This is a genomic window from Viridibacterium curvum, assembly GCF_039544165.1.
Taxonomy (GTDB): domain Bacteria; phylum Pseudomonadota; class Gammaproteobacteria; order Burkholderiales; family Rhodocyclaceae; genus Viridibacterium; species Viridibacterium curvum.
In genome coordinates this window covers 503,369-525,320 of the sequence record NZ_BAABLD010000008.1, presented here as the reverse complement: position 1 = coordinate 525,320, position 21,952 = coordinate 503,369, and the positions used below count along the sequence as shown (strand labels likewise).

At 65.3% G+C, this 21,952-nt stretch carries 28 protein-coding genes; 17 read left to right on the top strand and 11 right to left on the bottom strand.

Annotated features, from left to right (window positions below):
- Nucleotides 1-215: 215 nt before the first annotated feature.
- The gene (locus tag ABEA02_RS10215) at nucleotides 216-1,430 is read right to left on the bottom strand and encodes an acyltransferase family protein (protein WP_345532830.1); all 1,215 of its coding nucleotides are present in this window, start codon (nucleotides 1,428-1,430) and stop codon (nucleotides 216-218) included.
- Nucleotides 1,420-2,121 (bottom strand): SGNH/GDSL hydrolase family protein, encoded by a 702-nt coding sequence (locus ABEA02_RS10210; protein ID WP_345532829.1) that lies wholly within the window; start codon nucleotides 2,119-2,121, stop codon nucleotides 1,420-1,422. Before ABEA02_RS10210 ends, ABEA02_RS10215 begins: the two co-directional genes overlap by 11 nt.
- 57 nt (nucleotides 2,122-2,178) lie before the next feature.
- Between ABEA02_RS10210 and ABEA02_RS10205 the strand changes: the two genes are divergently transcribed.
- Entirely contained in the window at nucleotides 2,179-3,024 is an 846-nt protein-coding gene (locus ABEA02_RS10205; RefSeq protein ID WP_345532828.1) for a sulfurtransferase, read from the top strand.
- Between the two features lie 8 nt (nucleotides 3,025-3,032).
- On the opposite strand, the gene ABEA02_RS10200 is transcribed toward ABEA02_RS10205, so the two are convergent.
- Nucleotides 3,033-3,908: a LysR family transcriptional regulator gene (locus ABEA02_RS10200; RefSeq protein WP_345532827.1), complete on the bottom strand. Its 876-nt coding sequence runs from the start codon at nucleotides 3,906-3,908 to the stop codon at nucleotides 3,033-3,035.
- Between the two features lie 64 nt (nucleotides 3,909-3,972).
- On the opposite strand from ABEA02_RS10200, the gene ABEA02_RS10195 reads away from it, so the two are divergent.
- Nucleotides 3,973-4,236: a hypothetical protein gene (locus tag ABEA02_RS10195; protein ID WP_345532825.1), complete on the top strand. Its 264-nt coding sequence runs from the start codon at nucleotides 3,973-3,975 to the stop codon at nucleotides 4,234-4,236.
- A complete protein-coding gene (locus tag ABEA02_RS10190; RefSeq protein ID WP_345532824.1) occupies nucleotides 4,233-5,198 on the top strand; it encodes a sodium-dependent bicarbonate transport family permease in 966 nt (321 codons plus the stop codon). The genes ABEA02_RS10195 and ABEA02_RS10190 overlap by 4 nt, the downstream gene beginning before the upstream one ends.
- A gap of 9 nt (nucleotides 5,199-5,207) precedes the next feature.
- Here the strand turns inward: ABEA02_RS10190 and nhaR are convergent, their stop codons facing one another.
- Nucleotides 5,208-6,137: a transcriptional activator NhaR gene (gene nhaR / locus ABEA02_RS10185; protein ID WP_345532823.1), complete on the bottom strand. Its 930-nt coding sequence runs from the start codon at nucleotides 6,135-6,137 to the stop codon at nucleotides 5,208-5,210.
- Between the two features lie 116 nt (nucleotides 6,138-6,253).
- Between nhaR and ABEA02_RS10180 the strand changes: the two genes are divergently transcribed.
- From ABEA02_RS10180 to ABEA02_RS10160, 5 genes are all read left to right on the top strand, one after another.
- Complete coding sequence (locus ABEA02_RS10180; protein WP_345532822.1) at nucleotides 6,254-6,673, top strand: HPF/RaiA family ribosome-associated protein; 420 nt, start codon at nucleotides 6,254-6,256, stop codon at nucleotides 6,671-6,673.
- A 10-nt stretch (nucleotides 6,674-6,683) separates the two neighbouring features.
- A complete protein-coding gene (locus tag ABEA02_RS10175; protein ID WP_345532821.1) occupies nucleotides 6,684-7,151 on the top strand; it encodes a tellurite resistance TerB family protein in 468 nt (155 codons plus the stop codon).
- Nucleotide 7,152: 1 nt separating this feature from the next.
- Nucleotides 7,153-8,127, top strand: a complete 975-nt coding sequence (locus ABEA02_RS10170) for a TerC family protein (RefSeq protein ID WP_345532820.1) — start codon at nucleotides 7,153-7,155, stop codon at nucleotides 8,125-8,127.
- A gap of 128 nt (nucleotides 8,128-8,255) precedes the next feature.
- Nucleotides 8,256-8,576 carry a hypothetical protein gene (locus tag ABEA02_RS10165; RefSeq protein ID WP_345532819.1) on the top strand — a complete coding sequence of 107 codons (321 nt, stop codon included), beginning with the start codon at nucleotides 8,256-8,258 and terminating at the stop codon, nucleotides 8,574-8,576.
- A 20-nt stretch (nucleotides 8,577-8,596) separates the two neighbouring features.
- A complete protein-coding gene (locus tag ABEA02_RS10160) occupies nucleotides 8,597-10,057 on the top strand; it encodes a 2OG-Fe(II) oxygenase (protein WP_345532818.1) in 1,461 nt (486 codons plus the stop codon).
- A gap of 5 nt (nucleotides 10,058-10,062) precedes the next feature.
- On the opposite strand, the gene ABEA02_RS10155 is transcribed toward ABEA02_RS10160, so the two are convergent.
- Nucleotides 10,063-10,992: a PEP-CTERM sorting domain-containing protein gene (locus ABEA02_RS10155; RefSeq protein ID WP_345532817.1), complete on the bottom strand. Its 930-nt coding sequence runs from the start codon at nucleotides 10,990-10,992 to the stop codon at nucleotides 10,063-10,065.
- Between the two features lie 355 nt (nucleotides 10,993-11,347).
- Here ABEA02_RS10155 and ABEA02_RS10150 point away from each other — a divergent pair, with 355 nt between their 5' ends.
- The 8 genes from ABEA02_RS10150 (at nucleotide 11,348) to ABEA02_RS10115 (ending at nucleotide 16,866) form a co-directional block, all read left to right on the top strand.
- On the top strand, nucleotides 11,348-12,082 hold the full coding sequence (locus ABEA02_RS10150) for a FadR/GntR family transcriptional regulator (RefSeq protein ID WP_345532816.1): 735 nt from the start codon (nucleotides 11,348-11,350) through the stop codon (nucleotides 12,080-12,082).
- The gene (locus ABEA02_RS10145) at nucleotides 12,079-12,864 is read left to right on the top strand and encodes a transporter substrate-binding domain-containing protein (RefSeq protein ID WP_345532815.1); all 786 of its coding nucleotides are present in this window, start codon (nucleotides 12,079-12,081) and stop codon (nucleotides 12,862-12,864) included. Before ABEA02_RS10150 ends, ABEA02_RS10145 begins: the two co-directional genes overlap by 4 nt.
- Before the next feature lie 128 nt (nucleotides 12,865-12,992).
- Nucleotides 12,993-13,664 carry an amino acid ABC transporter permease gene (locus ABEA02_RS10140; protein WP_345532814.1) on the top strand — a complete coding sequence of 224 codons (672 nt, stop codon included), beginning with the start codon at nucleotides 12,993-12,995 and terminating at the stop codon, nucleotides 13,662-13,664.
- Nucleotides 13,661-14,317: an amino acid ABC transporter permease gene (locus ABEA02_RS10135; RefSeq protein ID WP_425584673.1), complete on the top strand. Its 657-nt coding sequence runs from the start codon at nucleotides 13,661-13,663 to the stop codon at nucleotides 14,315-14,317. Before ABEA02_RS10140 ends, ABEA02_RS10135 begins: the two co-directional genes overlap by 4 nt.
- Nucleotides 14,301-15,047, top strand: a complete 747-nt coding sequence (locus tag ABEA02_RS10130) for an amino acid ABC transporter ATP-binding protein (RefSeq protein ID WP_345532813.1) — start codon at nucleotides 14,301-14,303, stop codon at nucleotides 15,045-15,047. Before ABEA02_RS10135 ends, ABEA02_RS10130 begins: the two co-directional genes overlap by 17 nt.
- 117 nt (nucleotides 15,048-15,164) lie before the next feature.
- Entirely contained in the window at nucleotides 15,165-16,040 is an 876-nt protein-coding gene (locus ABEA02_RS10125; RefSeq protein WP_345532812.1) for a transglutaminase-like domain-containing protein, read from the top strand.
- A 107-nt stretch (nucleotides 16,041-16,147) separates the two neighbouring features.
- Nucleotides 16,148-16,612: an RNA polymerase-binding protein DksA gene (dksA, locus tag ABEA02_RS10120; RefSeq protein WP_425584672.1), complete on the top strand. Its 465-nt coding sequence runs from the start codon at nucleotides 16,148-16,150 to the stop codon at nucleotides 16,610-16,612.
- 8 nt (nucleotides 16,613-16,620) lie between these two features.
- Nucleotides 16,621-16,866: a hypothetical protein gene (locus ABEA02_RS10115; RefSeq protein WP_345532811.1), complete on the top strand. Its 246-nt coding sequence runs from the start codon at nucleotides 16,621-16,623 to the stop codon at nucleotides 16,864-16,866.
- 28 nt (nucleotides 16,867-16,894) lie between these two features.
- Here the strand turns inward: ABEA02_RS10115 and ABEA02_RS10110 are convergent, their stop codons facing one another.
- The 5 genes from ABEA02_RS10110 to ABEA02_RS10090 all read right to left on the bottom strand — a co-directional run bounded on the left by ABEA02_RS10110 (nucleotide 16,895) and on the right by ABEA02_RS10090 (nucleotide 20,164).
- Nucleotides 16,895-18,067: a low temperature requirement protein A gene (locus tag ABEA02_RS10110; protein ID WP_345532810.1), complete on the bottom strand. Its 1,173-nt coding sequence runs from the start codon at nucleotides 18,065-18,067 to the stop codon at nucleotides 16,895-16,897.
- 14 nt (nucleotides 18,068-18,081) lie between these two features.
- Nucleotides 18,082-18,381 (bottom strand): hypothetical protein, encoded by a 300-nt coding sequence (locus ABEA02_RS10105; RefSeq protein ID WP_345532809.1) that lies wholly within the window; start codon nucleotides 18,379-18,381, stop codon nucleotides 18,082-18,084.
- Between the two features lie 92 nt (nucleotides 18,382-18,473).
- Nucleotides 18,474-19,184 (bottom strand): helix-turn-helix transcriptional regulator, encoded by a 711-nt coding sequence (locus ABEA02_RS10100; protein ID WP_345532808.1) that lies wholly within the window; start codon nucleotides 19,182-19,184, stop codon nucleotides 18,474-18,476.
- 109 nt (nucleotides 19,185-19,293) lie between these two features.
- Nucleotides 19,294-19,662: a VOC family protein gene (locus ABEA02_RS10095; RefSeq protein ID WP_345532807.1), complete on the bottom strand. Its 369-nt coding sequence runs from the start codon at nucleotides 19,660-19,662 to the stop codon at nucleotides 19,294-19,296.
- A gap of 79 nt (nucleotides 19,663-19,741) precedes the next feature.
- Nucleotides 19,742-20,164 (bottom strand): hypothetical protein, encoded by a 423-nt coding sequence (locus ABEA02_RS10090; protein ID WP_345532806.1) that lies wholly within the window; start codon nucleotides 20,162-20,164, stop codon nucleotides 19,742-19,744.
- Between the two features lie 325 nt (nucleotides 20,165-20,489).
- Between ABEA02_RS10090 and ABEA02_RS10085 the strand changes: the two genes are divergently transcribed.
- Complete coding sequence (locus ABEA02_RS10085; protein WP_345532805.1) at nucleotides 20,490-21,176, top strand: VIT1/CCC1 transporter family protein; 687 nt, start codon at nucleotides 20,490-20,492, stop codon at nucleotides 21,174-21,176.
- 60 nt (nucleotides 21,177-21,236) lie between these two features.
- Here ABEA02_RS10085 and ABEA02_RS10080 read toward each other — a convergent pair whose 3' ends face one another.
- Nucleotides 21,237-21,902, bottom strand: coding sequence for a Crp/Fnr family transcriptional regulator (locus ABEA02_RS10080; protein ID WP_345532803.1), 666 nt, complete (start codon nucleotides 21,900-21,902; stop codon nucleotides 21,237-21,239).
- Between the last annotated feature and the right edge of the window lie 50 nt (nucleotides 21,903-21,952).

Sequence of the window (21,952 nt, the reverse complement as noted above, 5' to 3'; positions counted from 1 at the left end):
CAAGTTGCCGATGGAATATCGGCTTGTTGCGCGGCGATTCTGGCATAGAAGCGACCGGCACGGAGCCTGTCCGCGAGCCGGCTCATTCATTGCCCTGATGGTTATCGGTCCCGCCGTGAAAAACTTGACGCCCCGATAGGCCTCGGTAGCTGTCGGACTGCCAAGTAGCAGCTGGATATGGATTACGGATGAGCGGATCAATTGTCCTGCGGGCGCTACATCCCGTTGCCTGACTTGCCATCCACCAGACGCCTGAGGCGCGGCGCGAGTGGGCGTTCGACACCCCGGTGGATGCACCAGCTGGCGGTGAGCACGCTGGCCACGACCAGCAGCAGCGCCAGCCAGGCATTGCCGGTGGCGCCGCGCAGGGCAGCGTGCAGCACGTAGCCGATGTTCTCGTGCAGCAGGTAGACGGGGTAGGTGAGCGCGCCGGCGAGCGTGATCCAGCGCGTGCCGGGTACGCGCAGCCAGCCCTGCGTGATGGCAGTCATTGCAGCGAACATCAGCGTGACGAGGCTGGCGACCACGACGGGATTGAACGGCTGCGTGGCGCTGAGGCTACGCCGGCTCTCGACCCAGGCATAGGCCACGGCAAGCAGCCAGCTGGCAAGCAGCAGGGCATTGCGTGATCTGCTCCAGCCTTCGCTGCGCACACGGAACAGCACGCAGCCCGCCGCAAAGAACGGTGCCCATTTGGCGTTGAGCCAGAACTCGACCGGGTACATGGGGCGCAGCCAGTTGATGGCGCTGACCAGGAGCCAGGCGGCGAGCAGGGCTTCGAGCCAGCGCAGGGCTTTGAAGCGCAGCACGAGCCACACGTAGATGTAGAAGTGCAGCTCGACGGCCAGCGACCAGTAGGCGTCGTCTACGAATTTCAGGCCCAGCCAGTGCGCGAACATCGTGAGGTTGCCGATGGCATGCGAGAGCGGCACGGCAAGGCGCGCGTCCTGCCCCCACCACACGACCAATGCCGTCAGCGGCACGGCGACCCAGAAGGCGGGATAGAGGCGGGCAACGCGTGAGGCGATGAAGCTGCGCGGGGTCGCTTCAACAGGGAAGCCGCCGGGCCGCCCCAAGGCTTCCCTGGCCCCCTCGGGGGGCGTAGTGGGGAATTCGTGGAGCATCGCTCCACGCCCGCGCAGCCGGCAGCCTGTGCGAAGGATGCCGTGGAACGGACTGGCCCCAAAGGGCCGGGCCGGGGGCTCTGGCTGAATAGACCAGAGGATCACGAAGCCGCTGATGATGAAGAACAGGTGCACGCCGAGATAGCCATAGCGGGCGACGCCTTCAAGCAGGGGCGCATCAAGGCCCTGCATCCAGCCCCCGGCAGGGCCGCGCGAGAGATAGTGGAACAGCAGCACCGACAGGCAGGCGATGCCGCGCAGCAGGTCAATGCCGGCGAAGCGCGCCTTGCCGGACTCAGCGTGCATGGATCAGCCCGCTCAGCACGCGGTAGCCCTCTGCGTTGAGATGAATGCCATCGCCCGCGTCGTATTGCGCCTGCAGCTGGCCCTCTGCGTCGGCCAGCAGGTCCAGCGGCACATGGCGACACGCGGCGCGGGCGGCGCACAGCTGCTGCAGGTGGGCGTTGATGGCGCGTCGTTGTGCGACCTTGTCGGCGGCTTCGCGCGCGGGGGGCACGTCCACCAGTGTGACGGGCAGGTTCGCCGGCAGTTCTCCCAGCATGCGCGTGAAAGCCTGCGTGATCGCAGTCACAGGCAAGCCCTGCTGCAGGTCGTTGCGACCGGACAGCAGCACGACAGCGCGTGCGTTCCTGATCGAGGTGTAGCGTGGCATGCGCGCTGCGAGGTCGATGGCGGTCTCACCACCAATCGCGAAGTTCGTGACGATGCCGTCCTGGAGCGCGGGCGGGAAGTGCTGCAGGTGACTGTCGCCAAACCACACGGCGCCCGGGGCGCTCTGCATCCGGTCGATGTGCAGCTGCACGCCGGTCAGCGTTTTCTCAAGTCGGTGCTGCGCGACGGATTTGAGGCCAATACGCCAGGCCAGCCCGTCGGTGAGCGTGAGGTAGAGCGCAGGCGACAGGATCAGCAGCAGGCTGGCCGCGAGGCCGCCCACCACGAACATCACCAGCCCCACGCGCAGCGCACGTGCTGTCATCCCGTCTCCCGAATACGACTTGTTACACTGCGCGGCATCTTACCGCGAGCGTGCATCATGACATTCACTACCCTCGTCACTGCCAGCCAGCTGATCGGCCTGCCCACCGTGCGTGTGCTTGATGTACGCCACGACCTGACGAATCCGGAAGCGGGGCGTAGCGGCTTCCTTGCTGGGCACATTCCAGGTGCGGGATTCCTGCATCTCGATTCGGATCTCTCGGGTGCCAAGACCGGCCGCAATGGTCGCCACCCGCTGCCCGACCCCGAGGTGCTGGCGCAGACTTTCGCCGCAGCCGGCATCAGCCGTGACACGCAAGTCGTCATCTGCGACGCACAGGGCGGCATGTTCGCCGCACGCGTGTGGTGGATGCTGCGCTGGCTGGGGCACGAGGCGGTGGCCGTGCTCGATGGCGGCTGGCAGGCCTGGCTGGCGGCGGGGGGCGCGACGGAAACGGGTGAAGCGCGTGCAGTGGCGCCGGGCAATTTCACGCGCGGTGCCTCGCGGGTGGCGACGCGCAACGCCGACGAGGTGCTGGCGAACCTGGCAACACAACAGAAGCTGGTGGTCGATGCGCGCGCGGCAGATCGCTTCCGTGGCGAGAACGAGACGCTGGATCCTGTCGGCGGCCACATTCCCGGCGCACGCAACCGCTTCTTCAAGGACAACCTCGCGGCCGACGGAAATTTCAAATCGCCCGCCTTGCTGCGCGCAGAATGGCTGGCCGTGCTGGGTGACAAGGCGCCGCAGGACGTCATCGCGCAGTGCGGCTCGGGCGTGACGGCTTGTCACAATCTGCTGGCGCTGGAAGTCGCGGGCCTGCCGGGAGCGGCGCTGTATCCGGGTTCGTGGAGTGAGTGGTGCAGTGACCCGTCGCGGCCTGTGGCCAGCGGCGCGGACTGAGGGAGCATTCAGCTCACCAGCATCTTCTGCACCAGCGGGTGGGCGACGCGTTTCTCGGCGGTGATGGCGTAGAAGCGCTCACTCACACCTCGGCAGCGGCCGATCTGGCGCACCTGGTAGCGCGCGACCAGCTCGTCGTGGACGATCTCGGCCGCGGGAAACACGCCCATGCCGTTGGCGCCGAAGGTCTTGAGCAGGGCGCTGTCGGCAAACTCGCCGACGATGCGTGGCTGTACTGCCTCCCGTTCGAACCAAAGGTCCAGTGGCATGCGCACCGCGGCCTGCGGTGCCGGCAGCAGCACCGGCACCTTCGCGAGTGACTGCGGAAAGTCGCGCTGGGCTTGCGCGGCATGTGCAGCCGAGGCGTACCAGGCAATCTCTGATGCACCCAGCGGGTGGCTGTAGATGCGCAGGTTGGGGTTGGGCGCGACAGCGCGGTCGGTGAGCACCAGGTCGAGGCGGTGCAGGGCCAGGTCGGCCAGCAGATCGTCGATGCTGCCTTGCCGGCACAGCAGGCGCAGGCGCGGTTCGGCGAGCACGTTGTGCATCAGGCGGTGCACGACCAGCTTGGGCAGCTCGTCCGTAATGCCCACCACCAGGCGTAGCGCGGGCTGGCTGGCCGCGTCGCGCAGCAGGTCGGGCAAGGCTTCGCCAAGCTGGAAGATCTGGTCTGCCCGGGCGGCTGCAATCTGGCCCGCATCGGTCAGTGCCAGCGCCCGGCCAGCCGGTTTGAACAGGGCAGTGCCGAGGTTCTGCTCCAGCTCGCGGATCTGGGTGCTCACCGTTTGCACGGCCACCCCCAGGCGGTCAGCGGCGCGCGCCATGCCGCCTTCGCGCGCGGCCACCCAGAAATAGTAAAGATGGCGGTAGTTGAAGCTTTGCATGACTTCTGTTTTCCGGAAGTAACAGTTCTTTATTGTCTGCTTTTTCTTGTGTCACGGATACGTCATGCTGCACTGCATGAAGTACTTCGACCGCGTACTTGAGGAGGCAGCCATGATTCCCGTGGGCTCTTTTGCCGACGCGCTGCGTTGGCTACCGCGCCGTACCGGCGTTGCACCGGTAAGCCCCGTCACACCGGTTGCGCCGGCGGCGCAGCGTGATGCGTCGTCTGATCCGGATCCTCAGGCCGGCTTGTCGCGCCGGGACGACGCGGCCGGCTCAACGGTTGCAGCGCCCCCCGTACCACCGCTTTACAAACCCCGCCCATGAAGCCACTCCTCGACCCTGCCATCCTCTTCTTCGTATTCGGCCTGCTGGCCGGTGCCATCCGCTCCAACCTGGAGATCCCGGCACAGATTTCCCGCTTCCTCTCCCTGTACCTGTTGATGGCGCTGGGCCTCAAGGGCGGCTTCGCCCTGTCGGCCTCGGGGCTGACGGCCGAGGTGGCCATCAGCCTGTCGCTCGCGCTGCTGCTGGCGGTCGTGGTACCTGCTGCGGGGTACATGGTGCTGCGGCGCTTCGTGTCGGGATTCGATGCGGCGGCGATCGCTGCGACCTACGGCTCGGTGAGCGCGGTCACGTTCATCACCGCCGTGCAACACCTGGAGTCGTCAGGCACGCCTTACGGCGGCCACATGGCGGCGGCGATGGCGCTGATGGAGTCGCCGGCGATCATCATGGCGGTGTTCCTCGCCAACCATGTGCGCTCGCTGGGGGCAGGAGGGCAGGCAACGACCGGCAATCTCTCGCTGCGCAAGCTGCTGCACGAATCGCTGACCGATGGCGCGCAGCTCCTGCTGCTGGGCGCGATGGTGGTGGGCTTCGTCTCGGGCGAGTCCGGACGGCAAGCCATGCAGCCTTTCTCGGGTGACCTGTTCAAGGGGATGCTGTCGTTCTTCCTGCTCGACATGGGCCTGCTGGCTGCGCGCAACATGGGCAAGCTGCGCGGGCAGCCGCCCTTCCTGCTCGCCTATGCCGTGCTGGGGCCGCTGGTGCACGCATCGCTGGCGCTGCTGCTGGCCTGGCTGGCGGGGCTGGAGAGTGGCAACGCCGCGCTGTTAATGGTGCTGGCGGCGAGCGCTTCGTACATCGCCGTGCCGGCCGTGGTGCGTCACGCGATTCCCGAGGCCAGCCCCTCGCTCTACTTCGGCATGTCGCTGGGGCTGACCTTCCCGCTCAACATCCTGCTCGGCATTCCGCTCTACACGAGCATCGCCAGTCGCCTGCTATGACGGCGCGATTCAGCGGCTGCGGCGCTTGCGCGCAGCCGCCTTCTTCGGCGCGAAGAGGGCCGTGCGTGCCGCCTCGGTGATTGCGGCCACGCAGGGGTGCGTGATGCGTCGTTCGACCGACACGGCGTAGAACGATTCGGTCAGCTCCTCGCTCTCGCCGACGACGGTGACGCCGTACTGGCGGCAGATCTCTTCAGCCAGCACGCTGGGCCCCATGAACACGCCGTGCCCCGCGCCGCCAAAAGCCTTCATCAGCGCGCCATCGTCGAACTCGGCCACGATGCGTGGCTGGATGCCGTGGCGGTCCAGCCAGCTGCGAAAGCCGCCCCATACCGCTGCGTCGTCACCCATGCACAGCATGGGTACGCCATCCAGCGAAGCGGGGAACGCCCCCTTGCATTGCGCCGCGATGGCAGGTGCTGCAAAGAAGCTGATGGTCGAACGGCCCAACTGATGATTGAAAGCCTTGAGACCGCTGCCCGGCGGCATGGGCGCATCTGAAATCACCAGATCCAGCCGGTGCAGTGCGAGCTCGGAGAGCAGGCGATCGAGCTTCCACTCGCGGCACACCATGCGCACCGGCTCGGCCAGTTGCATGGCAGGTTCCAGCAGGCGCAGCGCGACAGACTTGGGCACCGAATCGGCAACGCCAACGCGGAACTCGATGGCTTGCTGCAGGGCGGCGCCACTGCGCAGCGCACTCTCCAGCTCGGCGCCCAGCGAGAAAATGTCTTCAGCATAGTCGAGCACGAAGCGCCCCTCTTCGGTGAGCTCCAGTTTGCGCCCCGATTTGCGGAAGAGCGCATGCCCCAGCTGGTCTTCAAGCAGCTTGATCTGCCCGCTGAGAGTTTGTGGCGTGATGAAAAGCTTCTCGCTGGCCTTGGCGATGCTGCCGGCCCGAGCCACGCTCCAGAAGTAATGCAGGTGCTTGTAGTTCATCGTCAGACTCTTCGAGAAAACCGAAGTTTCTTTGCTGAAAAATCGATTTTACCTGCGCATCGGTGATGCCCACAATGGCTTCACAAGGTTCTACAACCCGGTGAAAGGAGCACACCATGCAGATCGAGATTCAATCCGGCAACCTGGAGATGAGCGACGCCATCCGCGAACACGCGAGCCGGCGTGCCACGTTTGCGCTGTCTCGCCTTTCAAGCCGCATCCGCCGCGTGACGATTCACCTCTCTGACGAAAACGGCCCGCGTGGTGGCGTAGACAAGCGCTGCCTGGTCAGCGTTCAGCTGGAGGGGGCGCCGGAGGCTGTTGTTGAGGACTCAGGCTCCGACGTCTATACCCTGATCGACCGTGCGCTGGCCCGTGCCGGCCGCGTGGCCAGTCGCCGCCTGGAGCGCATGCAGCTGGCCGGCCGGCGGCACGAGCGCGTGTTCGGCGACGCCACCAGACACCTGCTGGATTCGCGTCGCCGCTTTGCCCTGCGCTCAGCCCGCGCAGTCACCGTTGCCTACAACGAAGAGTGAGGAAACCACAATGAGACAGTATCGTCGTAACAGCCCCCAAGCCGCCGCCCGTATTCTGGCGCTCGCCGTCCTTGCCGATGGTGAGCTGGATGCCGCCGAGATGAGCCTGATCGATGCCTTGCAGGACACGAGCCGCTTCGGTTTGTCCGAACAGGCTTTCGAGCAGGTGCTGCGCGATTTCTGCAGCGACGTGCTGACCGAGGCCCGCGTCGATGCGGCAGAACGCTGCATGGTGTCGCCGGCAATCATGAAGGCGCTGTTTGCCGAGATTGACGACGAAGTGCTGCGCAACGAGATCGTGCGGCTGGCCCTGCGTATCATCCGTGCCGACCTGCGCTTCCATCGCGGCGAATCCATCTTCCTGCAGGCGATGCTGCGCGCCTGGCAGGCGCCAGCCTCTCCCGCGCCCGAGACCATCAAGCGGCAACACGCCGCGATGACGGGCATCCGATTGCAAACCCAACCTGGAACGTACTGACATGGAATTCCTCAACGCCGACTTCCTGGGCCACGCCGTCTGGATGTGGCTCGCGTTCGCCACCATCGTGGGCGTACTGCTTGCCTTTGACCTGGGTGTACTGCACCGCGATCAGCGCGAGATCGGCGTGGCCGAGAGCCTGTGGCTCTCGGCTGGCTACATAGCGGTTGCCGTGCTGTTTGGTGCCTGGGTCTGGTGGCTGCAGGGGCCAGAATCGGGAGTGGCCTACTACACCGCATTCTTTGTCGAGAAGAGCCTGTCGCTCGACAACGTCTTCGTCATCTCGATGATCTTCACCTACTTCGCCGTGCCGCGCGTCTATCAGCACCGCGTGCTGTTCTGGGGGATCATGGGCGTCATCGTCTTGCGTGCCATCATGATCGGCCTTGGTGCTGCCATGGTTGCGAACTTCTCCTGGCTGCTTTACGTTTTCGGTGGCTTCCTGCTCATCACCGGTGTGCGCATGTTCACTGCGGCGAACCACATGCCCGACATTGCCACCAACCCGGTGCTGCGTTTCCTGCGCAAGCATCTGCGGGTGACTGACGAACTGCACGGTGAGAAGTTCGCGGTGCGCCAGCCTGATCCCGCCAAGCCGGGCCGTCAGCTGTGGTTTGCCACGCCGCTGCTGCTGGCGCTGATCATGATCGAGTTGGTCGACCTCATCTTTGCGGTCGACAGCGTGCCGGCGGTCTTCGCCATCACGCAGGAGCCCTTCCTGGTCTACACCAGCAACATCTTCGCCATCCTGGGTCTGCGTGCCCTGTACTTTGCGCTGGCAGCGATGATCCATCGCTTCACCTACCTCAAGTACGCGCTGGCCCTGGTCCTCGTGTTCATCGGCGCGAAGATCTTCCTGGTCGGCATCATCGGCAAGATCCCGGCTGCGCTGAGTCTGTCGGTGACCCTTGGCCTGATCGCGGGTGGCGTGCTGTTCTCGCTCTGGAAGACGCGCACCACGCCCGCCAGCGCCTGAGTCTGAGCGAGTCCCCGGCCCGACCTGCAGCGGCACCTGCTGCAGGTCGGGTCGGTTTTCATTGTGCGACACGGCGCCTGGCCAAACCGCCTTGCTACACTGCGCCCAACACCAAACGAGCGCGCAGCATGCCGTTCTACACGACTCTCATTACCGCCCCAGTACCGGCCAGCCTCGACATGGTCCGCATCATCGATGCGCGCGTTGCAGATCGCCCCCGCGGCGAGAACGAGACGCTGGTCCCCGTTGGCGGCGACACCACCTGTGCGCGCAACCGCCTCATCAAGCCGACCGATCAGCTGCGTGCCGAATGGCTGGTCGTGCGCGCGGGGCAGGCCACCGAAAGTGTGATTGCGCTGGAAGTTGCCGGCTTGCCCGGTGCGGCGCTCTACCCGGGCTCGTGGAGCGAGCGGGATAGCAGCGCGGCGCGGCCGGTGGCGCGCGGCTGAGGCGAGGTTTGCACACGACCATGCGCCTTCACTGCATCAACGACAACGTGCCGCAGCAGACGGTGGCACTGCTGAGGGCGGCGGCCGCTGCGCGCGGCATCGAGTTCATCGAGTATCACGCGCCGGCCTTCGACTACCGCCCCGAGCGCGTGCTGGGCGCGGGCGAGCTGCTCTACCGCCCCGCCGTGTCGCTGGCGGCGCAACGTGTCGAGCAGTTCCTCTACGCGCCGGGTGTGGCCAGTTTCTACGCGCACGATGCGGCGGTGCTGCAGCATTGCAGCAATCCGCTGCTGGCCTTCCAGCGTGCAGGGCTGCCGGTGCCGCGTCACTTCCACTGTCACAGCGCTGACCGCGAATTGCTGCGCGACTGGGCCGAGCGCCTCGGCGGCTTCCCGCTGATCGTCAAGTTCGCGGGCTTCTCGGGCGGCAAGGGTGTGCTGCGCGCCGATTCGCTGCCAGCGCTGTTCTCGCTGGTCGACTTCGCACTCACCACGGGCAAGGTGCCGATGCTCATGTCCTACGTCGACGAGGCCGAGCACTGGCGCGTGGTGGTCATCGGGCAGCAGGCGGCAGTGGCCTATCGCAATCCGCTCGATGTGGATGACTTCCGCAGCTACGGCAGCGTGGCGGCCGACGACTTCACGACAGCGGTCGACGCCGACATGGCCGAGCTTGCCGTGGACGCCGTAGCGACGCTGGGGCTGGAGTTCGGCGGCGTCGACATCCTGCGCCACGCCAGCGGCCGGCTCTATCTGCTGGAGGCGAACTTCCCCTGCTATCACCCGCACGCCGAGGAGCATGGCGGGATACCCGTGTCGGGCATGATGCTCGACTACCTGTGCGACAAGGCGCGGCGCCTGCAGGGCATTGCGCCCCGCGAAGCGCCCGCTCCCTGGCATGCATCACGCGGCCCGCTGCGGCGCGGTGATTGCGGGCAACGCCTCGGCGATGCACCCGAGCTGTATGTGCTGGACGATTTCGTGACGGGCGATGAACTGCAGCAGCTGCGCACGCTGCTCGATGACGCGGCCTGGTTGCGCGCGCAGAGCAGCCAGTTCAAGGCGGACTTCACGGGCGAGTCCTGCGAGCTGCCCGTGGCGGCGCACCCCCTGGTCGGCGCCCTGGCCACGCGCGCGCAAAGCCTGCTGGGGCTGGATAACCACATGGGGCAGACGCTGCGCTACCGGCGCTATCGCGGTGGCGAACATCACCCCCTGCACTCAGACGACTACCGGGTGGGCGGCCTGCGCCTGGTGGCGACGGCGATTCTTTATCTCAACGATGCAGGCCCTGGCGGCGAAACGCATTTCCCACAGGCGCAGCCAGCAGCGGTGTCGGTCACGCCACGCGCCGGGCGCCTCGCCTGCTGGCTGAGCGTGACAGGCGAGGGCGCGCAGGACGCAGCGGCCCTGCACGAATCACTGGCCCTGCAGGCGGGCGAGAAGATCACGCTGACGCAGTTCTTCTACCTGCCAGGCTGAGCTGTTCAGTCGTCTTTGCCAGCCTCGGCGGCGCGGCGACGACGCAGTTCGATGAGCGCCACGGCGCCGAGCGCGGCGCCGAACAGCGAGATGGTGGCGGGCTCCGGCACAACGCTGCCGCTGGAACTGCTGGCGCCCTTGCTGACCTGTTCGCCTGCCGACTTGTTGAGCTGCTCGGAGGCCTTGTTTGTTTGCTCCTCGTTGCCACCGGACTTTGCGCTCTGCTCGGCTGACAGTTTGGCCTGCACCTCGGCGCTCTTGGCGCTCTCCTCGCCCGAGGCCTTGCTGGACTGTTCCTGAGACAGTTTGGCCTGCTGCTCGGCGAGCAACTTGTTGCTTTGCTCCTGCGACGAGCTCTTGGCGGCTTCCTCAGCGGCCTTGAGCTTCGAAGACTCTTCTACAGAAACCTTGTTGCTCTGTTCTTGCGCAACGGCTTTGGCGTCCTGCTCGGCGCTCTTCACCTTGCTGCTCTCTTCGGCGCTGAGTTTGGCCTGCTGTTCGTTTGCAATCTTGTTGCTCTGCTCGCTGGCCTTGGTGTCGGATTCTGCCGACAGTGCGTGCGCCGACGCAGCGAAGCCGCCCAGGCCTGCAACCCCCAGCATGTTGACGCCCTCGCGCAACCAGTTGCGGCGGCTTACCCCGCGCTCGGCCGCAGGCGGTGCAGGGCGTTCGACGAGCAGACCCTGGTCGGCCAGTGCGTCGATGGCGGTCCACAGCTGGCGCGTCGCGACACGTTGCCCCAGCTCGGCCGACAGCAGGTCGGCCAGCGCGCTGACGCTCTGCGTGCCATCCAGCCGCTCCCACAGCAGCGACTCGACCGGCCCGAGCTGGATGTCGTGCTGCAGGGAAGCGCTGCGCAGCTGCAGGCCTTGCGGAGTGAGGTGCGCCTGCAAACCGTCGATGCGGCGCGGGCAGAAACGTGATGCGTGAGACATGATCCGGCTCCCGTTGGCACGCTGCGCATACTGCCTGGGGCAGTGCGCAAGCTTGTTCTGTGAATGTGCATCAAGTTTGCAGGCAGCGCTGTGACGGCGCAAGAAGGTCAGGACACCACACCGGCCAGGGATCGGCGAGCGCTCTTTCGCGCACTGCACAGCTTCGGTGCGCGGACACAGCCCGGCGCCGTCTCGTCAGGCTGCCAGCGAGCCGTCCTGCAGGCTCCGCGCTCTCCGCAAAGGCCCGTCCAGCCTGGTTTGACGAATCTTTTCAGGTCATGATCGTCGGGCTGGCATGCCAGATGCTCTAGCTGGTCTGACCGGTCCAACCAGTGGGCCACCCGGACCTGCGCCAATGCCCAAACTCTCCAGCTTCGCCGCCCGCGCACTGCAACGTCAGATTCAGGACGGCCAGTTTGCCCGTGGCAGCATGCTGCCGGGTCAGCGTGCGCTGGCCGCCTCGCTGGGCATCAGCCGCAGCGCGCTGCGCGAGGCGGTATCGACGCTGGAAGCCCTGGGCTTGCTGCACATCCAGCCGGGCAAGGGCGTCTTCGTTGCCGATGGTGCGGTGCGCGCCACGGCCGATCTGCCGGCCTCGCCGATGTTCGACGATCCGCAGGTGGTGTTCCAGTTCCGCGCCATCGTCGAACCGGGGGCGGCGGCGCTCGCCGCGCAACGTGCTGACGCGCAGGGCCTGAAGCGTCTGGCCGACATCCAGCACGCCATGGAAGAAGCCCTGCATCAACAGGACCTGCTCGCTGCCTCCGAGGCGGATCTTGCCTTTCACCTGGCCATCGCCGAAATCGCCGGCAACGCCATGCTTGCCAGTGTCATCCACTCGCTTGAAGCGCCGATTGCGCACAGCCTGCGCCTGCCCTTTGCCGACCCTGACAGCGAATGGATGCCGGCGCTCGAGCACCGTGTCGTGCTCGACGCCGTGGTCGCACACGACACCGCCGCCGCGCATCGTGCCATGCGCCGACACATCGCCAGTGCCGCTGCACGTGTCGGCCTGTCTCTCGATCTTCCGGTACTGGAATCTTCCATGCCACTTCCGCTCACGCCATCCACCACAGGAGTCACACCATGAAACGTCGTTCGTTCTCCCTTCTGCTTGCCGGTCTGCTCGGCTGCACCCTGTTCGCCAGCGTCGCCCAGGCCGATGTGCTCGCCGACATCAAGAAAGCCGGCGTGTTGCGCGTCGCCGTGCCGCAGGACTTCCCGCCCTTCGGCACCGTCGGCACCGACATGAAGCCGCAGGGCTACGACATCGACATGGGCGCGCTGATCGCCAGGGATCTGGGCGTCAAGCTCGAACTGATCCCCGTATCGAGCACCAACCGCATTCCCTTCGTGACCACCGGCAAGGCTGACATCGTCATCTCCAGCCTCGGCAAGAACCCCGATCGCGAAAAGGTCATCGACTTCTCCGACGCCTACGCCCCGTTCTACAACGGCGTGTTCGGCCCGGCCGACATCAAGGTGGAAGGCGCTGCGGACCTCGCCGGCAAGACCATCGCCGTAACGCGCGGCTCGGTCGAAGATCTGGAGCTGACCAAGATCGCTCCGCCCACGGCGACGCTCAAGCGCTTCGAAGACAACAACTCGACCATCTCGGCCTACCTCTCTGGACAGACCCAGCTGATCGCTACCGGCAACGTGGTCGCGTCTGCCGTGGATGCACGCACTGACAAGCGCGACGTGCTGACCAAGTTCATCATCAAGAACTCGCCCTGCTATGTCGGCATCAACAAGGGAGAGGCCACGCTGGTCGCTGCGGTGAATGCGTCGATTGCCAAGGCCAAGTCGAGCGGCGAGCTGAACAAGATCGCCCTGAAGTGGCTCAAGCACCCGCTGCCGGCAGGCTTGTGATCAGTCCCCTCTCCCGCTTGCGGGAGAGGGGTTGGGGGAGAGGGGTTGTTCCGCAATGCCCTCTCCCGGCCTTACGGCCACCCTCTCCCGCAAGCGGGAGAGGGGAGCGCTGACCCACGGGAGGGCTTATGGCCTACCAGTTCGATTTCCTGGCGGTATGGGAATACCGCGAACAGCTCGCCACCGGCGCGCTGCATACGTTGGGGCTTACCGCCGTCGGCGCCGGCCTGGGCGTGAGCCTCGGTGTGCTCGGCGCTGTCTGCCGCGCCTGGCAGATCAAACCTTTCAACAAGATCTTCGGCGCTTATGTCGAAGCCATACGCAACACGCCATTTCTCGTGCAGCTGTTCTTCATCTTCTTCGGTCTGCCCGCGCTGGGCGTCAAGCTCGATGAATGGACGGCTGCCATCATTGCCATGGTGGTCAATCTCGGGGCCTACTCCACCGAGATCATCCGCGCCGGCATTCAGGCCGTGCCAAAGGGACAGCTCGAAGCGGCTGCTTCGCTGGCGATGACGCGGCGGCAGACTTTCTTTCACGTCGTGCTGCGCCCCGCACTGCAGAAGGTGTGGCCGGCCCTGACCAGCCAGATCGTCATCGTCATGCTCGGTTCGTCGGTGTGTTCGCAGATCTCGGCCGAAGAGCTCACCTTCGCGGCGAACTTCATCCAGTCGCGCAACTTCCGCGCCTTCGAGACCTACATCACCGTGGCGATCATGTACTTCCTGCTGGCCTTCGCGGTGCGCTGGCTGCTCAATCGCTTCGGTGATCGCTTCGTCGCCAGGAGGGTCACGAAATGATGGACGAATTCAGTCTGTGGGACATCATCCGCAACCTCGGCGTCGGTGCAGGCTGGACCATCGGCCTCTCACTCACCGCCTTCGTTCTCGGTGGCATTGCCGGCCTGCTGGTGCTGGCGGCGCGCATCAGCAGCAAGCCCTGGCTGCGCAAGCTCATGCGCGGCTACATCGAGCTGTTCCAGGGCACGCCCTTGCTGCTGCAGCTGTTCCTGATCTTCTTCGGCATTGCGCTGATGGGTGTGGATGTGTCGCCCTGGCTGGCCGCTGCGCTGGGTCTGACGCTGTTCACCAGCGCCTATCTCGCAGAGATCTGGCGCGGTTGCGTTGAGGCGATTCCGAAAGGGCAGTGGGAGGCTTCTTCAAGTCTGGCCATGACCTGGTTCGAGCAGATGCGCCACATCATCCTGCCGCAAGCGCTGCGCATCGCCGTTGCCCCCACCGTGGGCTTCTCGGTGCAGGTGGTCAAGGGCACAGCGGTGACCTCGATCATCGGCTTTGCAGAGCTCACCAAGACCGGCTCGATGCTCTCCAACGCCACCTTCAAACCCTTCCTCGTCTACGGCCTCGTCGCCCTGGGCTACTTCATTCTCTGCTATCCGCTGTCGCTCTATGCACACAGCCTCGAAAGGAAATTCCATGGACGAGCACACTGAGAATCACCTGGTCCGCATCGACGCGGTCCACAAGCACTTCGGCAGCAACCATGTGCTCAAGGGCATCGACCTGCGCATCAAGCAGGGCGACGTGGTGGCCATCATCGGCCGCAGCGGTTCGGGCAAGAGCACGCTGCTGCGCTCGATCAACGGGCTGGAGACCATCGACGACGGGCTCATCGAAGTCGACGGCGAGCGCCTGCGTGCCGGCCAGACTGATCTGCGCGCCCTGCGCCAGAAGGTCGGCATGATCTTCCAGCAGTTCAACCTCTTCCCGCATCTGTCGGTGGGGCAGAACGTGATGCTTGCACCGCAGGTGGTCAAGAAGACGCCCGCTGCCGAGTGCGAGAAGATCGCTCGCGAGATGCTGACGAAAGTTGGCCTCGCCGAGAAGTTCGATGCCTTCCCCGACCAGCTCTCCGGCGGCCAGCAGCAGCGCGTGGCGATCGCTCGTGCGCTGGCCATGCAACCCAAGGTGCTGCTGTGTGACGAGATCACCTCGGCGCTCGACCCCGAGCTCGTGAATGAAGTGCTGGCCGTCGTGAAGCAGCTCGCGGCCGAGGGCATGACCCTGATCATGGTCACGCACGAGATGCGCTTCGCGCGCGACGTGGGCAACAAGCTGGTGTTCATGTACCAGGGCAAGGTGCACGAGAGCGGGGACCCGAAGGAGCTCTTCGCCAATCCGCAAACGCCTGAGCTGCAGAGCTTCATCAACGCCGTCAATTGATGGTCGGGGCAAGGCGCGTCACGCGCCTTGCCAGCCTGACCCCGACCGCGTAGTCTGGTGCCGTGTTGCCGCATCACGCGCAGGCGTGTGACTCATTCAACGCCATGCTCGGGACTCATGATCCGCCTTCGCCTCTCCATTGATCTGCATTACGACGTCCTTCAGCCGGACGCCGCTTTCATCTTCAACCTGCAATGTGCCCAGACGCCCTGTCAGCGCGTCGTGCAGGAACAGCTGCAGGTCAGCCAGCCCATTCCCCTCCTGATGCACACCGATGCGGCCAGCCAGTCCCGCTACCTGCGGCTGTCTGCGGCGCCCGGCGTGCTGCGCGTGGGCTACCGGGCCTTGCTCGACCTGCATCACCATGCAGCGGCGCCTGCATCGATCGAAGAGGTGCCTGTAGCGCGCCTGCCGCCCGAGGTCCTGACCTACATCTATCCGAGCCGTTACTGCCCTTCGGACCAGATGGGCACGCTGGCGCTGCAGCATTTCGGTGCCCTGCCGCGCGGCTATGCGCGCGTTGAAGCCATCCAGCGCTGGGTGCAGCAACAGATCCGTTTCACGCCCAACAGCAGCAACGCCACCACTTCGGCGCTCGACACGCTGCGCAGCGGGGCGGGTGTGTGCCGTGATTTCGCCCATTTGATGATTGCGCTATGCCGCGCCCTCAGCATTCCGGCGCGTATCGCCACCGGGATCGATTACGGTGCCGATCCCGCGCTCGGGCCCACCGATTTCCACGCGTATGTCGAGGTCTTCCTCGGCCAGCACTGGTATCTGTTCGATCCCTCGGGCACCGCCATCCCCATGGGCTTTGTCCGCATCGGCACCGGGCGCGACGCGGCAGACGTGTCTTTCGCCACCATCATCGGCAACGTGCGCGCGACCGTGCCGCCAGTGCTTGCCATCGAGGCTCTGCAGGACGCGGCGGCTGGCTGGGTGCTGCCACATCACCGGACTGAAGCCCTCTCCACCTCGGCCGGCGTGTTCTGATCGGCGCAGCGCGCCGAAAATAGCCTGCTGTAGTGCGCCGGAAAGGCGTAAGGTGACAGGGCTGGCGCCAGGTCGTCAGTCCATTACCCCGAATCAGGAGACCCGCCATGATGGAAGTGATCGACGCAGCGGCCGTTTCCTCGCCCGCAGTCCGCAGTGCCGAGAACCTCGCGTTCGAAGCCCAGATGCTTGCCGCGCCACTGGATGACTACATGTCGTCCGCTCAGCTGGCCTATTTCCGTCGTCTGCTGACCGCCGAGCGCGATGCGCTGCTGCTGGCGGCAAGCGACACGACGCACCACCTGCAGGAATTTGCACCGACGCCCGATCCGTCGGATCGCGCCTCGCTCGAAGAAGACCACACCCTGGAGCTGCGCGTGCGCGATCGCGAGCGCAAGCACCTGCACAAGATCGATCAGGCGCTCGAGCGCATCACGGATGGCAGTTACGGCTGGTGCAGCGAATCGGGCGAACCCATCGGCATCCGCCGCCTGCTGGCGCGCCCCACAGCGACCATGACGGTCGAGGCGCAGGAGCGTTACGAGCAGCGCCGCAAGATGACGGGCAAATAGGTGGCATCGTGACGGAAGAACGCCGGTACTGGTTCCCGGCAAAGAAATTCGGTTGGGGCTGGGGCTGGCCGTGCAGGCCGCAGGGCTGGGCGGTGCTGATTGCCTTCTTTGTGCTGCTCGCACTGGGCGTCATCTGGTTCCCGCCCGACCGCATGGTTTTCGGCTACATCGCTTACGTTTCCGCGCTGTCTGCGCTGCTGTGCCTGATCTGCTGGCGCACCGGCGAGCCACCGCGCTGGCGTGGCGGAAAATAGAGAAACGGCGGGCCCAGGCCCCGTCGGCTCAGCTTGCCGAGTGACGCACGCTGTGGCTCTCCCACACCGCCACCAGCACGGACGTCGTCAGGGCGCTCAGCACCAGGGCCGAGAAGACATGCGCGTAGGCAAAAGGCAGCAGTGTGGTGAGCAGGCCGAGTCCCACGAGGTGTGACAGGGGCGGCATGCGCCGGCCGCTGGTCACCCACTTGAACAGCGCGCAGCCGAGCACGTAGAGCGCAGGGCCGCCGAGCAGGGCGCTGATGCCGGCGTTGCTGGCGTGGTCCGGGTGAGCGAGCACCAGTTCATCGGCCACGGCGCAGACGATGATGCTGGCGATGATCAGCGTGTGAATGTAGGTGTAAGCCACGCGTGCCTGCTGGCCGGGGTCGTCGGAATGGATGATGCGGTGGTGAGCGCGCTGCGCCCCGCTGTCGAAATAGATCCACCACAGCGCGACCGTGCCGACAACGGCGATTACGAAGGCGGTGATCACGTCGAAATTCCACGACTGATCGGCGAATGTCGCGCCCGTCACCAGCAGCGACTCACCCAGCGCGATGATGACGAACAGCGCGCAACGCTCGGCCATGTGGTTGCCGTCCACGTCCCAGTCCGCTGTGCTGGAGCGACCCAGGCCGGGCACCCAGAACAGCATGGCGGGCGAGATGAACTCGATGAACAGAGCCGCGGCCCAGCACAGCAGGCGCGTGTTGCCGTCGGTGAGGCCGCCTGCGATCCAGAAAGCCGCCGACAGGAGCAGCCAGGCGAGGATGCGCTGGAAGTTGCGGATCATGTTCCGGCTGCCGCTGCGCACGGCCCACAGGAAGAACAGCGTACGACCGACCTGCATGAACACGTAGGCCGCCGCAAACAGCAGGCCGCGCTCGGCAAAGGCGGCGGGAATCGACACCGACATCAGCAGGCCGGCGAACATCAGCACGAAGAGGCTCATGCGCACCGGTATGCGTTCCGGGTCCAGCCAGTTGGTGGCCCAGGATGTGTAGATCCACACCCACCACACAGCCAGCAGCAGCGCGAAGATCTCGACGGCACCCGCCATGGTGAGTTTGGCCAGCAGCGAATGCGAGAGCTGCGTGACGGCGTAGACGAAGACCAGGTCGAAGAACAGTTCGACCATGGTGACCTTGCCACTGTCGTGCTGGCCGCGCGTGCGCAGCAGTGAAGAGGGCTGACTCATGCGCTCACCTTCCCTCAGCTGCGCTTGAAGCGCCACCACAGCAAGGCGGCAGGAGCGGTGGGGATGGCGAAAATGGCCAGAAATATCGGCAACTCCTCTGCCACGGAATAGCCGGCCTGCAGCACGCCCACCGCCATGTTGATGGCGGCACCAATCAGCCACAGCGGAATGAACACCAGCGCAGCCCGCGCCAGCGCCGGGCGCCTGCCCTGCATGCGCCCGACGAGCAGACAAAGCGCGAGCAGCAGGAAGCCGCCCACCAGGATCATGATTGTGTGCATCGAACTCCCGCGCCGCGAAACAGCGTGATTCATGGCGCGCTGCTTTGAATCTGCGGCGCCCGTGCGGCCAGCATAAGGCCTTGCGGGCAATCGGGCCAGCGCGCCAACACACCGCCTCTGCGGTGCTACGCCAGACGTTTCCTGTCCTTCACGTCGATGCCTTCGCGTTGTTCGATCTGCGCGTAGAAGTCCTCTAGCCGTCGCCCCTTCTGGTCGGGGAAGTGTCTCGTCTGCACGCTCACGCTCTGCACGCGGTCGACGCGGAAGTGGCGGAAGTCATTGCGCAGCTCGCACCAGCCGATCAGCGTCCAGGTCGGGCCCCAGAAGAACAAGCCGAGCGGCCATAGCTCGCGTTGCGAAGGGGCGCCGTCTTCGCGCACGTAGTCGATGCGGATGATGTGGCGGTGGCGCACGGCGAGGCGGATGTCATGCAGCCAGGTCGGGCGTTCGCGACGATAGCTGGGCACGAAGAGGCGCGCCATTTCGGCCTCGCGCCGGCCCGCGGCAGGCAGCACGTTCTGTATCTTGGCCATGGCGGCCTGCGCAGCGCGCTCCAGATCGGGGTCGGCCCAGGCCTGCACCATGCGCGTGCCGATCAGCAGCGCCTCGATCTCGTCACTGTCGAAAGAGAGCGGCGGCAGCGTCACGTTGTGCCGCAAGCGGTAGCCGACGCCGGCTTCGCCCTCGATGGGCACGCCCGACAGGCTCAGGTCGGCAATGTCGCGGTAGAGCGTGCGCAGGGAGATCTGCAGCTGCCCGGCCAGCCAGGCACCGGTGCAGGAAGATCGGCTGCGCAACAGTTCGACGAGACGGTAGAGGCGGTTGGCGCGGCGCATGGCTCGGGCGGTGGCGTGGATGCAGGATTGTAGGCGGCCGCCGGATCCGGGTGAATCCGGCGGTGGCGCAGGGCGAGTGCGCTGATCATGGCGACTTCAATGCCGGGAGTCAGCGAAGGGAGTGCAAGCCGATGAGGTTGCCCTCGGTGTCGGCGAACATGGCGATGTGGCCGATCTCTTCGCGCAAGAAGGTCTTGGGCAGGGTCACCTTGCCGCCCGCGGCCTCAACACGGTCCAGCACGGCAGACAGATTCTCTCCGCCGTTGAGATAGACACGCACTCCGTCACTGTGCGGGCGGGCCTGTGACATTTCGATGACAGCGCCGCCGACGCTGGCGCCTTCGTGCGGGAAGACGGCCATGCGTATGCCGTCGAAGCTGCTGTCCACGTGCAGCGTCGTGGCAAAGATCTGCCCGTAGAAGCGCGTCGCGCGCTCGAAGTCGGATGCGGGGATTTCAAACCAGTTGATGGCGTTCATGTCGTGCTCCCTGTGTCTGGATGAGGAGCAGCCATGATGCGCGGGGGCTGCTGACAGCGTGGTGTCAGCAGGGTGGCGTTCAGGTGGCCTTGGGCAGTTCTTCCAGCACTTTGGCCATTTTGGCCCGCGTGGCGTCGATATTCTTGAAGTCCTGACGGCTCCAGCCGGAAATGTATTTCTCGCCGCGATTCGTGCCATAGATCGATTGCGCCAGCAGGGTAACGGTCTCCTTCTCTGCAGGTGCGAACACATCCACCTTGGTGAGCGTGCTGCGGCTGGTGTGCATGACCTTGCCGCGGATCTTCTCGACCATCTTGTTGCCGATGGTGTAGCCGTCCGACGCATAGACTTCCATGCGCCCCACGTTCTGGCTTTCATCGTGTTTCTGCGTGATGTGGCCGAACTCCTTGCCCTTGATGAAATACACCGTGGGGAAATCGTTCAGGTTGCCCGTGTAGCCGATGATGTACTGCACCATGTAGAAATCATCGCGGTAGCCCATCTCGCTCTCCAGAATGTCGTTGTCTCAGGGGTCTAGGCAGGCCTCAGGGTATTCGCCAGCAAAGATCAGTGCCGGGAGGCGCCGCGGTTCGAGCTCCTGCAGCACGCGTCAGCAATGTGGCGGACGGTCTCACCGGTTGCTGGAGTCACTTCATTGACGTGGTTGCCGCCACCGGTTGTACGCAGTTCTGGAAAGTCCAGCCGAACGCCTGAGCAAGGGACGACGTGATGACGGCGCAGGCGGCGTTGTGTCCGCCAGCGCACAGAACGGCAGGCCGGAAGTCCGTAGCCTTGCATGCGGGACAACAACTTCCGGAAGGATCATCATGACTGCCTTCACCCTCCGCCCCCTGCATCTCGATGCGTTACAGCAAGGCCTGCGCATGACCTTGCCCGGCATCAGTCACGGCATCCTGCTCGGATCCGGTTTCATCCTGGGCATCGCTTCGTCCGGGGCCAGCCATCGGCAGATCCTTGTCGCGGGTACATGTGCGCTGGCAGTTGGTGCACTGGTCACGGCCGCAAGGACGCACGTGGCGACCCATGCCAGGCAGGAAAGCGATGAAGCTGAACAGCTTCGCGAGCACAACACGATGGACAGTACACCGGGCGAGGAGCGTAGCGTCCTCGCTGCCAGCTACACGCGCCGCGGCCTGAACCCGGGCCTGGCGGCCAAGGTGGCGGCCGAACTCATGGAGCACGATGCTTTTGGCTTCCACACGCGGGAAGAGCTCGGCTTCAAGCCCGTTCGTCACTCGCTGCCCGCAGCGCGGGTGTGGGCGGCTGCAGCGAACGTTGCGATAGGCGCGGCCCTACCCCTGGCGGTCGCCGCCAGCAGCAGGGAAAACCTGATGCTGTGGGTCACGATCGCCTCCCTGCTGACGCTGGCCGTGCTGAGCATCGCGGTCTCCCGTGCGCGACACTGCGCAGTCATGCCTGGGGTCATGCGCATCGGCATGTGGAGCATTCTGACCATGGCCCTCATGACCCTTCTGGGGTCTCAGCTGCCCTGAGCAGCCGGTCGTATCGGGTCGTGGTGGAACGCCCGGCGAGGCGAGGCCCGAACGATCGCGTCAGAGAAGTTCGGTGTACGCCTGCCGGCCGGCGCGGTAGCAATCGCAGGCCGCGTTCTCCAGCCCCTTGCGATCCAGCACGGTGAGTTCCCCGCGGTGATAGATGATCAGGCCGCTGCGCTGCAGGGCACTGGCCGCCGTCGTGACGCTCACACGGCGCACGCCCATCATGCTGGCGAGAAACTCGTGGGTGACATGAATGCTGCGGGCATGTGCCCGATCCTGACTCATCAACAGCCAGCGTGCCAGACGTGGCGTGATGGCGTGATAGTGCAGGCACACTGCCGACGTCGCCAGTTGCATCATCAGCACATGGACGTAGCGACGCACGCAGGCTTGCAGCGCCGGACTGCGCGCCAGTTCGTGGCCGAAGCTCGTGGCCCCGACGCGCCAGGCCAGGCCGGAGCCCTGTACCAGGGTACGCAGGGGCGCTGTCGTCACGCCCAGTCCGATTTCGGCACCGAGCATGCCTTCAGAGCCGATCATCGCCACCTCGATGCCGGGCTTGCCTGCCGTGACGGCCAGCAGGGAGACAAACGCCGCCGAGGGGAAGTAGACGCAGCGTGTCGTTTCGCCGGGCTCGCTGAGGACCTGTGAGAGGCTCAGCTCCACCGGCACGCACAGCGACTGCAAGCGCTTGCGATCCTTGAGCGGCAGTTGTGACATCAAGCGATTTTCGGCATTGCGCACGGTGACGTTCGTTCTCGTTGTGTGGC